Below are 12,434 nucleotides of genomic sequence, written 5' to 3'. Positions count from 1 at the left end.
GGAGAGGGAAGGGGCCCGCCGCCGAAGGCGGTGGGAAGGGTGAGGGCGATCACAGTTCATATGCGATAGCCCTGCCCCTCCGGGGGAGGACCGCCCCCTCAATCCCTGCGCTTCTTCTTCGCCGCGCCCGTCACGCCACGCTCCACGCGGGTAAAGCCATGGCCGATGATCCGCCGCATCGCGTCCGCCGCGCCTTCCCCGTCGCGCGCCTCGATCGCGTCGACGATCCGGCTGTGCCCCGCCACGCTTTCGGCATGGACATCCGCCTCGCGCACCGGCGACGCCAGCCGGAACGACGCCAGCAGCGCCGTCTCGATCACGGCGGCGAGCGATCGCATCAGCACATTGCCCGAAGCCTGTCCCACGGCCTTGTGAAACGCCAGATCGGCCATGGCAAAGGCACCCGCATCGCCGGGCGCATCGCGCATCGCCGCCACGCACGCGCGCATCCGGGCAATATCCTCCGGCGTCGCCTGCTCCGCCGCCGCCTGCGCTGCCGCCGGCTCGATCGCCAGCCGGATCGCCGCGAGGTCGCGCACGAACGCCATGTCGAACCCCTGCGACACCTTCCAGGTCAGCACATCGGCATCGAAGAAATTCCAGTGCGCGCTGTCGAGCACCGTCGTTCCCACGCGCGTCCGCGATACGATCAGCCCCTTGGCGGTCAGCGTCTTGAACGCCTCGCGCAGCACGGTGCGCGATACGCCGAAGCGCGCCAGCATCTCGGCCTCGGACGGCAGCTTGGCCCCGGGCGGATAGACCCCGGCCAGGATCTCGCCACCCAACGCGCGCGCCACCTGGTCGTGGCTCGACAACGCTGTCTCGGTCGTCTGGGTAAAGTTCGGGCGCGCCAGCATCGTATCAGATCTCCAGCACCCGGAATAACCGAAGGTTATGCGACCGTGCAATTATAATAGTATTTGTCGCGCGCCCCCGGGCAGGTGGACGCATTTGAAATCGCGTCGCCCTCACCCTTCCCACCGCCTTCGGCGGCGGGCCCCTTCCCTCTCCCGCTTGCGGGAGAGGGAGGGAGCGCCGAAGGCGCGGAAGGGTGAGGGCCACGACATGCCGCTCCACTACCCCCTCACCGAACCACCGCCGCCTGCGCGAACACCAGCCGCACCGGCCCCAGCAGCCCCGAATCGAGCAACGGCTCGTCCGCGCCGTAAAAGGTCCAGGGGGTAAACGTCACGCGCCCGCCCGGCGGCTTGGCCGCGCCTGCGGTGTACCAGTCGGGCAGCGCAGTGATCTTGCGCGCCATCACCGGCACCTTGCGCCCGTCCGCAGCCACGCGCTCGCCCACCGGCCATTCGCTGTCGATAAACTGCCCCTCCTCGGGCAGCGCGGCGTCGCCGATCATGCGATTGGCCCATAGCGTGCTGACCGTCAGCGACAGCGCGTTCGCCCCCGGCCGGACCACATCCGTGATGTCCACCCGGTACGGCTCCTTCCACACCACGCCCAGCTCCCTGCCGTTCACGGTCACCCCGGCCAGCACCTCGACGCGCCCCAGGTCGAGGAACACCCGCCGCCCCCGGCCCAGCGCCCGCGCCGGCACATCGATGCTGCGCGTATAGGTCGCGGTGCCCGAGAAATGGCGCACCCCATCGTCGCCATGCCGGCTGAGCGACGCCAGCCCGGGCAGCACCACGCTGTCCGGCGCCCCCCGCCCCGGCTGGAAGCGCACCGTCCACGGCCCCGTCACAATCACCGGCGCAGGCACGCGCGCGACGAAACCGCCGCCGCCCTCCAGCGTATAGCGCCCGCTCGCCCAGACCAGCGCGCGCATGCCCCCGCTCGCATCGCGTTCCACCGTGACCGGCGTCGCCACAGCCGGCGGCGGCGGCGGCCCACCCGCTGCCTCGGCGGCGATCTCGTCCGCCCGCATCGCGCGCGGCACGGTCCTCAGCGGCGTCGCATTGCCCTCGAAGAAATAGGTCACGCCGTTCGGCGACGGCGCATCGCTGCCCCCCGCGAAGACCATGCGCCCGCTGCGCAGCCCGGTGCGGACATGCTTGCCGTTCAAATACAGGCTCGGCGTCCCCCGGTCATAGACCAGCGCGACATGCGTCCACCCCGACACCGGCACCCGGCTGACCAGCACCGCCGGCACATGGTCCGGGTCGGCCCGCTCGATCACCATCGCCCCGTTGCGCCCCAGCGCCAGCCCGGCAATGGCAGTGCCCGCGCCGTGCACGTCGCGCCCCGACCGCGCGTTGATGAGGTAGTTCTTTCCCGTCTCGTTGACTCGCCCCTCGGTCTTTTCGTCAGGCAGCACGCGCAAATCGATGTCGGGCTTGGCCCATAGCGACAGGGTAAAGCTGTCCGCCGGCGCCGGGGCAGGCGGGGCGGGTGCCGGATCGACTTCGGCCACGCGCACGCCGTCGCGCGCCACCCATCCGACCGGCTTCGCCGCCGGGTCGGGCGCCAGCATCACGAAGGTCGATCCTGCGGGCGACAAGTCGAACGTCACCCGCGTCTCCGCCGCATCGCTGGCGAACAGCACCGGCTTGGTGATCGTCCCCGTCTCGGCATCCCACAGCGCCGGCGCGGCGTCGCCCACGCGAAAGCGGCACGTCACCGTCTCTGCCCGGCGCTGGCGATTGGCGACGAAATACATCTCGCTGCGCGCCAGCCTGCGGTGCGCCCAAACAACCTGCCCGTCGGGTGTGGCGGTGCGGCACTGGGCATCCGGCGCGACCTTGAGCGCGGCCATCGCGTCCAGAACCCCGCCCTTTGGGAACACCATTCCGGCGCCCACCCTGCGCGGCGCATCGCCGCTGCCCCACAGCGCCTCGGTCGCCGCGCGGAAATCGGCATCGCCCGCCATCGTCATCGAATGCGTCGGCCGTGGCCCCAGAATCACCGCCCCCTGCTCCACCAGCGCGCGCAGCCGCGTCGCCAGCCGCGGCGTCATGCTGGCCAGCGTCGCCGGCAGCACCAGCAGCCGGTATTCGGCGCCGTCGGGCAGCACGATCCGCCCATCCTTCACCCGCGCCCGCGTCAGCAGCACTTCGGCGTTGACCAGATCATATTGATAGCCCGGCGGAATCTGCGGATCGAAATACTGGCCGATCTTCGGATTGCTGTCGGGCGACACGTCGGGCCGGACATATTCGGCCTGATAGGGCGTCTCCTCGCCGGTGAAGAACAGGATGTCGGCAACCGGGCGCCCCTGCCGCAACAGATACTGGCTGCGCGCCAGATACTGCATCCACGGGCGCGCCTGCGCGAACCAGGTGTTGCTGCGCTCCAGATTGATACCCCATGGCCCCATCACCATCCCCGGCGCCGCGTTGGGATTCGGCTGGTGCGCATAGCGGTGAAAGATCATGTGGTTCAGCCCCAGCGCAAACATCTGGTCGCCCAGTGCCTTCATCGCATAGGGATAATCCTGCCAGCGGCTGGTCTGCGCCTCGCCGGTAAAGCTCTCGGCGGCGATCACCGGCTTGCCATAGACGTGCGCGGCGGAGCTGACCATCTTGAGCGTGCGGTTGTCGGTCCATGGCGTGCGCGTCCAGAACTCGCTGGTCGGCATCTGGGTGCGGCCCGAAACCTGCAACGTGTCGAACGCGCCGGGGCCATAGGGCTCGGCATAAAAACGCAAGCCGATCGCATTGGCCCGCGCCTCCATCCGGCCATAATAATGGTCGGCCATCAGCGCGGACAGCGTCTCGCGGAAATCGAACAGGAACCGGTCCGACAGGTCGGCATTCCCTACGATCCGCCCGGTCAGCGCGGGCAGATAGGGCGTGATCGCATAGCCTTTGCGCGCCGCGAACCAGTGCGGCAGCTTCGCGGTCCAGTTCTGGAGCCCCGCCTCATAGCTGTCGATCATGATCCGGTCGAACGTGGTGCCCAGATAGGGGGCAGCCGCCCTGGCCAGCACGCCGACGCTGTTGTCGAACTGGAAATCCACGGCGTCGGGATCGAACTTGTCGACTTCCAGCCCGCGCCCGGCATCGGATGCCGCGACATTGCGGTGCCCGGTGGTGGTATGGCCCAGCCGCAGCAGCGTCCAGCGCCCGGGCGGCGGGGTCCAGCGCAGCGTGCCGTCGGGGGCCAGCCGGTCGGTCAGGTCGATGACCGCCGCCGGGTCGATCGCCCCTTCCGCCCCGGTGGCGGGCGGGCGCGCTTCGACTGCCGGCGCCATCCGGAACAGATGCTCGCCCTTCAGGTCCCATCCGTCGATGCGCGGCGTGGCGTGGAGGAATGCCTCGGTCAGCGTCATCCTGCCGCGCGGCGTGATGCGGAAATGGCGGGCGGTGACGGGGGCGAAGTTGATCGTCGCCGGCGCCTCGATCCCGCGCTCGGGCTGGGCCGGCGCACTCACCTGCGCAACGCGGGTCCAGGCGATGCCGTCATTCGATACGTCGATGGTTGCGCCGAACGGGCCCGCCTCGGCATCGCTGTACAGCGTCACGGACTGCGCCGTGAACGGCGCCTTTGTGGTGATGACCAGCGGCGCATCGGGGGCAATCGCAGTGCCGCTGTGCAGGTCGCGGTCGGTCAGCGTGGCGGGCGCGACCGGCCCGGACGCGCGCATCGTCGCGATGGCGTCGCGCCATGCGGCATCGTCGCCCGGCCCCGCCGGATAGGCGACCAGCGCGGCGTCGCGATAATATCCCATCTTCGTATAGGGTTGCGACAGCTTCAGGGTCAGCGGGGCGCCGCCCACCACGCTGGTTTCGGTCCACACGATCTGCTGCATCGATCGTTCCGGGGTGATCCACGGCCCGCCCGATGACGACCAGCCCGGCGCATTGTGGACGCCCACTTTCAGGCCCAGCGATGCCGCCTTGGCCATCATGTGCGTCATCAGCTTCAGCCATTCGGGGCTGCGATAATCGACCGGCCCCTTGGGCACGTCGCTGCTCCCGTCGAACACCATGACGCCGCCGATCCCGACGTCGCGCATCGCCTCCAGGTCGGCATCGATGCCAGCGGCGCCAACATTGCCGTTCATCCAGTGATAGAATGTGTCGGGCCGCGTCTCCGCCGGCGGGTCGCGAAACGCCGCCGGACTGGGCTCCGCCGCCTCCTGCGCCACGCCCATCCCCGCCGGAAAAACCAGCGCACACCCCGCCAGCCAACGCCCGATGCCGCTCATGGGCAAACTCCCTCTCCACACTGGTTTTGCGGCGGGTGTAGCAGGCGCAAACATCATATTAAACGATAAATCACTTGGCATCTCGCCCATCTCGACGCATGACCTTCCCCCATAAAAGCGTCCAGAATGACCGGGAGAGGATCGATGGCCCATTGGATACCCTGCGCGCTGCTGGCAGCCGCCTTGGCCCCCGGCCCCGCCGCCCACGCCCAGCCCCCCCGCGCCACCGCCTTCGCCGACCGGCCCGCCATCGCCATGGGCGTCGCCTGGTATCCCGAACAATGGCCCGAAGCGCGCTGGGACACCGATCTCGCCCTGATGAAAGCCACGGGATTCAACACGGTACGGGTCGGCGAATTCGCCTGGAGCCGCATGGAGCCTGAGGAAGGCCGCTTCGATTTCGCCTGGCTCGACCGCGCGATCGCCGCCGCCAAACGCCATGGCATGATGGTCGTGATCGGCACCCCCAGCGCCGCCCCGCCCGCCTGGCTGACCCAGAAATACCCCGACGTGCTCCGCGTGGACGAGAACGGGACGCGGGCGTCGCACGGGGGGCGGCGGCACTTCTCCTTCGCCAGCGCCCGCTACCGCACCCTCTCCCGCCGCATCGCGGTGGAAATGGCCCGCCGCTATGGCCGCGACCCGGCCGTGGTCGGGTGGCAGATCGACAACGAAGTCGGCCCGCCCTCGTTCGATCCCGAATCGGTCGCCGCCTGGCACGCCTTCCTGCGCCAGCGCTACGGCACCATCGACACGCTCAACCGCCGCTGGACCACCCAGTATTGGAGCCAGCATTACAATGACTTCGCCCAGGTCCCCCTGCGCGCCACCGGCCAGCAGAACCCCGGCCTGCTGCTCGATTTCAAGCATTTCACCACTGCGACCTGGACCGATTACGTCCAGGACCAGGCCCGCGCGATCCGCCCGCTGATCGATCCCCGCGCCTTCGTCACCACCAATACGATGTTCTGGAACGCGGGCTTCGATCACTTCGCGATGCACCGCGATCTCGACCTCGCCTCCTGGGACAATTACATCCCCGACGGCCGCCCCGATTGGGTCGCCAACGGCGCCAATCACGACCTGGTACGCGGCTATAAACAGCGCAATTTCTGGCTGATGGAAACCCAGCCGGGCCGCGTCGACTGGGTGCCGGTGAACCGCGCGCTGGACCCCGGCCAGGTCCGCGAAATGGCGTGGCAGGCGGTGGCCCACGGCGCCGACGCGGTCCTCTACTGGCAGTGGCGCTCCGCCGCCAACGGCCAGGAAACCTATCACGGCGCGATCCTGGGCCAGGACGGCCGGCCCAATCCGATCCACCCCGAAATCGCCCGCACCGCCACCGAGTTGACCGCCGCCGCCCCGCTGCTGGCCGACACCGCGCCGGTCGCGGACGTCGCGATGCTCTATTCCTATGACAGCCGCTGGGCGATCGACATTCAGCGGCATCACAAGGACTTCGACCCCATCCACGCCTTCACCGACGCCTATCGCCCGCTGCGCGTCCAGTCGCAGGGCGTGCATGTCTTGCCGGTCGACGCGGATCTCACCCGCTACCGCCTCGTGGTCGCGCCCAGCCTGATGGTACTGACGGAACCCCAGGCCCGCCGGCTCGAGGCCTATGTCCGCGCCGGCGGCCACCTGGTCCTCGGCCCGCGCTCGGGCATGCGCGACGACGCCAACGCGCTATGGCCCGCCAAACAGCCCGGACCGCTGGCCACCCTGCTCGGCGCCGAGGTCGCCCAATATTACGCGCTCGACGAAAGCGTCGGGGTCACCGGCGCGGTCGCTGGCAAGGCGACGATCTGGGCCGAAGACATCACGCCTACGGCCAGGGATACGCAGGTGCTCGCCACCTATGCCGATCCGGGCGGCTGGCTCGACGGCAAGCCCGCGATCGTGACGCGCAAAGTCGGGCACGGCAGCATCACCTATGTCGGCGCATGGCTCGATTCCCCGGCGATGGGCCAACTCGCCACCCGCCTGCTCGCCGATGCGAAGGTCGCGCCGGTCGTGGCGGATGCCCATCCCGACCTCGAAATCGCCGTGCGCGCAAGCGGCGACCGGCGCCTGCTGATCGCGATCAACCACGGCGGCAGCGCCCATCCACTTGCCCTTCCTCCCGGCGCCGCCCCCGCTGGCGGCGACTGGGCAAACGGACTGGTCGCGGCGCACGGCGTCGCATGGTTCACGCTGGGAGCTGCCAAATGACGCGAACGCTGCCCCTCTCGCTCGCCGCGCTGCTGCTGTGCGCGGCAGCCTACGCCCCCGATCGCTGGGTGCCGGCCTGGTCGAGCCCGCCGATCGCCTATGAACCCGACACGCGCGACGGCAAGGGGCTCGGCCGCCCCTTCAGCGCAGAGACGGTCCGCCACGAACTCCGCGCCGGCATCCCCGGCACGACGTTGCGCATCCGCCTGACCAACGAGCTGGCGGACGAGCCGCTCCGCATCGGCGGCGCGTCGATCCTCCGCCTCGATGCGGCGGGAAAGCCCGTCCCCGGCAGCCTGCGCACGCTCACCTTCGGCACCGCGCGCGCGGCCCGCATCCCGGCCCGCGCGCCGATGTTGTCCGATCCGCTCGACTATCCGGTAGCCGCCGGCGAGCGGCTGGCGGTATCGCTATACTTCCCCGACACGGTCGCGCCGCCGGCGCACGCGCAGATGGTGGACATCGTCCGGGGCGACGCCACCGCCATGCTGACGCTCCCCGATCCGCGCCGCGCCCGCGCATCGGGCGTGGTCAGCGCGCTGGAGGTGTCCGGCACGCCGGCAACGCGCGTGCTGGTGACCTTCGGCGATTCGATCACCGAGGGCGCGGGCGCGACCGCAGCGATGAACTGGCCCGCCCAGCTTGGCAGGCTGCTGGCCGCACGCCCGGCGGGCCGCTGCTGGGCGGTCGCCAATGCCGGGATCAGCGGCAACCGGCTGCTCAGCCCGGGGCGCGGCCCCGCCGCGCTGGCACGCTTCGACCGCGACGTACTGGCGGTGCCCGGCGCCACCCATGTCGTCATCCTCGAAGGGATCAACGACATCGGCAAGGTCGGCGACCCCGACAAGGAATGGCAGCCCCCGGCACCCAGCCTGATCGCCGCGTACGAACAGCTTCTGGCACGCGCGAAGGCGCGGGGGCTCAAGGTGATCTTCGGCACCCTGCTGCCCTATCAGGGCGCAGCCTATGCCGATGCGGCGGGCGAGGAGCGCCGCCGCGCCGTCAACGCCTGGCTCCGCGCCAACGCCGCGCGCTTCGACGGGCTGATCGACTTCGACGCTGCCATGGAGCAGCCGGGCCAGCCGGGGATGATGCGCCTCGCCGAGCAGATCGGCGACCATCTCCACCCGAACGACGCCGGCTACACGCGCATGGCGCAAACCGCCCTGCCCCATGTCCTGCGGCAGGGCTGCCGCTGACGCCTCGCCTCAGCGCTCGACGCGAATGAGGTAGCTGGTCGTCGCCGGCTCGCCGACGCGGAGTTCCCAGCCCGGCTCGATCATCTTGGCGGCGATTGCCTTGCCGATCGGTCGGGCGGCCCCGTCCAGCGGCTGCGCGAAGACGCCCACCGCGCCTTCGAGGTCCTTAAGCTGGATCCAGCCGGTCACCGGCTCGATCAGCGTCGGCGCAGTCCCCCATTCGGTCAGCATCGCCCGGCGCGCGTCCCATTTCGCACCGCTGTTCTGCGTCAAGCTCGTAGTGGTGAGCAGCAGCCGGTTCGACAGGGTGATCGGCCTGCCGTCGAGCGACGACAGCGTGACGCTCGCAAAGCGGTTGCCGATTTCCGCCGAGAGGTTGCGGGTCTGCACACTGGGATTATCGCGGACAAAACCCACCAGCGCCTGGCTGCGCGGCGTGTCGACGCTGACGATGCCGTTGCTGCCATCGGTGGTTTTCCAGCTTAGCTCCCCCGTATCCGACACGATCGGGTTCGCCGGCGGCAGCGGCGCGGGCAGGCTCGGCTTGCAATCGAGGCAGGATACGCGCGAGCCGTGCACCAGCGGGATACGCATGTCGAAGCCCGGGGTGTAATAGGGCATCGCAGCGCGCGGCAGGCGCGATGCCTCGCTGATCTGGTCGCTGGAATAGGCGCGCGTCAGCACCGTCTTCGCCGCCGACACGTCTCCCCGCAGGAAAAGCATCGCGCCTGCCGGCATCTGCGCCATCTTCACCGGGTCCAGCGTCATGTCGAAATGGTCGGCGATCGCCGGCTTCCACGCGCCGCTGATCTTGGTCTCGAACGTGTAGAAGAAAATGCCGTCCCAGTCCTGCAACGCTGCATAGGACGCAAGGATCGGGATCATCTCCGCGCCATATTCGCTCGGAAACGGGTGATTGACTTCGCTGACCGTGAACGGCTTGCCCTGCATCGTGCTGCGCGCGAGCTTCTGGATGATCGACAGTTCGGGGCTGTTGACCATCGGTTCGTTGCGCCGGCCATAAATCGCCGGGTGCTGCCAATAGACATGGGCATCGACGATGTCGCCGGTGCTCGCCGTGCGCATCAGCGGCTGATTGGCAATGAAATAGGTGTGGTCCGCCATCGGCACGATGGGTGCCTTCACGCCCAGTTCGTCCCGCAGGAATCGCTTCATGTCGGCGTGAAAGCCGATCTCTACCTGCGTCAGAAACGCCAGTTCGGCGTCCAGCCGCAGCCGGGGCGCCTCGGGATGGTCGCCCCGCCGCATGAACGGCACCGGCGCGTCCGCCGCGACGCCGGCAATCCGGCGCAATTCCGCGCGCTGCGCCGCCGTGCGGTTCTTCGCGAGCCAGCCATTGTACATCCCCACCAGCAGCGCCTGATAATGCGGCGTCATGTCGAGCTGGTAGTTCGCGCCGCCCTTCACCCGCTCACCGCGCAGCCAGTTGCGCATCCAGAATTCGAACAGCGAATTTTCGTTCACCACCTCCACCGTCATCACCGCCGGATCGTCGGCATAGCGCAGCCCGGTATAGGCGTTGGTATGGCCCAGCAGCTGCTTGGCATATTCCTTTTGCAGCGCGACCAGTTCGGGCCCGAAATAGGTGAAGCCCTTGGCGTTCCCGATCATCTCGACATCGGGCACATTGTCCCCGGGCTTGAAGACGCGCCCGACGTTCAGGTTGAAATTGACGTAGATGCCGTTCTTCTTGAGCTGCGCGAACCAGTAATCGAGCCGCTCCATCCGCTCGGGGCTGATCTCGCGGCTGTTGTCCACATCGCCCCGGATCAGGCCGCGCGGCCCATGGGTGACCGGGCTGCCGGTGCCTTCGCTGCGCATCTGGTCGGGCGTGTTGGGCCGGTCCAGGAAGTGCATCCGAACGCAATTCACGCCCAACCGCGCGAGTGCGTTGGCATAGGTTTCGGCGTCCTTGTGCGACGGAATCTCCTCGCCGCCGATCGTCCAGCCGGTCAGGTTGACGCCCCAGCAGCGGAACCGCTTGCCATCGCCGCGATAGAGGTGGCCGTCGCGCGCCTGGATGAAGCCGTATTTGCCCGCCGGCCCGTCCAGCAGGAACCGGGCGTCCGCCTCGGAATCGACCCGCGCCTCGTGGTCAACCGTGAAGGGCTGCATCGCAATATCCTGCGCGGCTGCTGGCGCGGACAGCGCCGTCCCTGCCAGCGCCGCGACCAAAAACGCGCTCTCGAACCATTTCATGCCCGTCTCTCCCGGAATGTGGCGCGCAGCGCCGTGCGCGATTTCAGCGTGTCTGGATGCGGAGCGCGTAGGGATAGGCACCATCGCCGCTTGCCGGCAGCGTGACGCGAAGCCCCGTGGCGGTCTGCTCCCACGCAATCTTGCCGCCGTCGAGCAGGGTGATGCTGCGGATCGGCGCCGCCAGATAGGGCGTGCCAGCATAGAGCGTCTTGATGAACACCGCGCCGTCCTTCGGGCGCGCGAGCCCCATTGCGTAGAGCGTGTCGCCCTTGGTGGTGAAGCGGATGTCGGCCGGGGTATAGCCCTTCACCGCAGATTCCTCGACCTGACCACCGACCCGCACCTGCCCCGACCGGGTCGGCCCTTCGCCAAAGAAGCGGAACGGGCGGGTGCCATAGATGGCCTCGCCATTGACGCGCAGCCAGCCGCCCATACCCTGCAGCACCGTCGCGATCTCGTCGGAAATCGTCCCGTCGGCCTTGGGCCCCACGTTGAGGAGCAGGTTGCCGTTCTTGCTGACGATGTCGATCAGGTCCGCGATCAGCGACTGCGGCGTGCGATAGCTGTCGTTCTTGGCATAGCCCCAGCTGTGGACACTTACCGACGTATCCGATTGCCACGGGGTCAGCTTGAGCGCGTCGGTCTTGCCGCGCTCCATGTCGAACAGCGCGCTGCCTTCGGCGAACTGCCCGCCCTTGTATGCGATGATGCCCTGCGTGCCCCAGCGCGCCGACCGGTTATAGTAATAGGCGGCCGTATCGCGCATCAGCGGCTCGAACGATGGCGCCGCCGTCCACCAGTCGAAATAGATCAGTTCGGGCCGGTACTTGTCGACCAGCTCGGTGGTGCGCGCCATCCAGTCGTCGAGGAACGCCCGGTTCGGCGGCATCCACGTCTGGAGCTGCTCGCCATCGGGCCAGCTTTGCGGCTTGTCCGCCGGCAGCCCCATCGGCGCGGCGGGACCGTACAGGCCGTCATTCTTCGGATCGTTCACATCAGAATCGAACGTCCGGCCCATATAATACCACCACCAATGCTCGGCACGGTGCGACGACAGGCCGAAATGCATCCCCGCCGCGCGCGCGGCCTTGGCGATTTCGCCGGTGGTGTCGCGCTTCGGCCCCATCTGCGCCGCGTCCCAATCGGTGAAATCGGACGCGTACATCGCAAAGCCGTCGCAATGTTCGGCGACCGGCACGACATAGCGGGCGCCCGCTTGCTGGAAGAGCCGTATCCAGCCTGCCGGATCGAACTTCTCGGCGGTAAATTGCGGGATGAAATCCTTGTACCCGAACTTGGATTGCGGGCCGTAGGTTTCGAGATGGTGCTTGTACGCCGCGTTGCCGGGGACGTACATGTTGCGCGAATACCATTCATTGGCGAACGCCGGCACCGCATAGGGGCCCCAATGGATGAAGATGCCGAACTTGGCGTCGCGGAACCACTCCGGCGTCCGGTACTTGCTGCGCAGCACGTCCCAGTCCGCCTTGAAAGGCCCCTTGGCGATGCCGGCCTGCACCCGCTTCAGCCTGGCGTCCACCTTGGCTGCATAGTCAGGGACCTGCGCCATTGCCGGAACCGCGAGGGCCATCGCGGCAATCGCCGCCGCCGCCCGCAACACGCCCTTGCCCGATACCATGTCCATCCTCTCCATCCCCTGCCCGACTGGCGTTGGGCGTCGGCTTTTGCGCGTA

General features: G+C 68.5%; 6 protein-coding genes. 2 read left to right on the top strand and 4 right to left on the bottom strand.

Going from position 1 to position 12,434, the window contains the following annotated elements; genetic code table 11:
* Positions 1 to 98: 98 nt before the first annotated feature.
* Positions 99 to 857: a FadR/GntR family transcriptional regulator gene (locus ACG3SL_RS04975; RefSeq protein ID WP_448664039.1), complete on the bottom strand. Its 759-nt coding sequence runs from the start codon at positions 855 to 857 to the stop codon at positions 99 to 101.
* A gap of 227 nt (positions 858 to 1,084) precedes the next feature.
* On the bottom strand, positions 1,085 to 5,110 hold the full coding sequence (locus ACG3SL_RS04970; RefSeq protein ID WP_448664038.1) for a glycosyl hydrolase: 4,026 nt from the start codon (positions 5,108 to 5,110) through the stop codon (positions 1,085 to 1,087).
* Positions 5,111 to 5,254: 144 nt separating this feature from the next.
* Between ACG3SL_RS04970 and ACG3SL_RS04965 the strand changes: the two genes are divergently transcribed.
* Positions 5,255 to 7,321, top strand: a complete 2,067-nt coding sequence (locus ACG3SL_RS04965; RefSeq protein WP_448664037.1) for a beta-galactosidase — start codon at positions 5,255 to 5,257, stop codon at positions 7,319 to 7,321.
* The gene (locus tag ACG3SL_RS04960) at positions 7,318 to 8,520 is read left to right on the top strand and encodes an SGNH/GDSL hydrolase family protein (RefSeq protein ID WP_448664036.1); all 1,203 of its coding nucleotides are present in this window, start codon (positions 7,318 to 7,320) and stop codon (positions 8,518 to 8,520) included. The genes ACG3SL_RS04965 and ACG3SL_RS04960 overlap by 4 nt, the downstream gene beginning before the upstream one ends.
* A 9-nt stretch (positions 8,521 to 8,529) precedes the next feature.
* Here the strand turns inward: ACG3SL_RS04960 and ACG3SL_RS04955 are convergent, their stop codons facing one another.
* Both ACG3SL_RS04955 and ACG3SL_RS04950 read right to left on the bottom strand, forming a co-directional pair.
* On the bottom strand, positions 8,530 to 10,740 hold the full coding sequence (locus ACG3SL_RS04955; RefSeq protein WP_448664035.1) for a hypothetical protein: 2,211 nt from the start codon (positions 10,738 to 10,740) through the stop codon (positions 8,530 to 8,532).
* A 43-nt stretch (positions 10,741 to 10,783) separates the two neighbouring features.
* The gene (locus ACG3SL_RS04950) at positions 10,784 to 12,385 is read right to left on the bottom strand and encodes an alpha-L-fucosidase (RefSeq protein ID WP_448664034.1); all 1,602 of its coding nucleotides are present in this window, start codon (positions 12,383 to 12,385) and stop codon (positions 10,784 to 10,786) included.
* Positions 12,386 to 12,434: the final 49 nt, after the last annotated feature.

The sequence above is a fragment of the Sphingomonas degradans genome, from assembly GCF_053502645.1.
Note: the sequence above shows the minus strand (reverse complement) of the source record. Positions and strands in the feature narration are given on the sequence as shown.

Bases quoted from the DNA above. Each gene is read 5' to 3' on its own strand.
- ACG3SL_RS04975 (WP_448664039.1), bottom strand. From the start codon at position 857: ATGCTGGCGCGCCCGAACTTTACCCAGACGACCGAGACAGCGTTGTCG.
- ACG3SL_RS04970 (WP_448664038.1), bottom strand. From the start codon at position 5,110: ATGAGCGGCATCGGGCGTTGGCTGGCGGGGTGTGCGCTGGTTTTTCCG.
- ACG3SL_RS04965 (WP_448664037.1), top strand. From the start codon at position 5,255: ATGGCCCATTGGATACCCTGCGCGCTGCTGGCAGCCGCCTTGGCCCCC.
- ACG3SL_RS04960 (WP_448664036.1), top strand. From the start codon at position 7,318: ATGACGCGAACGCTGCCCCTCTCGCTCGCCGCGCTGCTGCTGTGCGCG.
- ACG3SL_RS04955 (WP_448664035.1), bottom strand. From the start codon at position 10,740: ATGAAATGGTTCGAGAGCGCGTTTTTGGTCGCGGCGCTGGCAGGGACG.
- ACG3SL_RS04950 (WP_448664034.1), bottom strand. From the start codon at position 12,385: ATGGACATGGTATCGGGCAAGGGCGTGTTGCGGGCGGCGGCGGCGATT.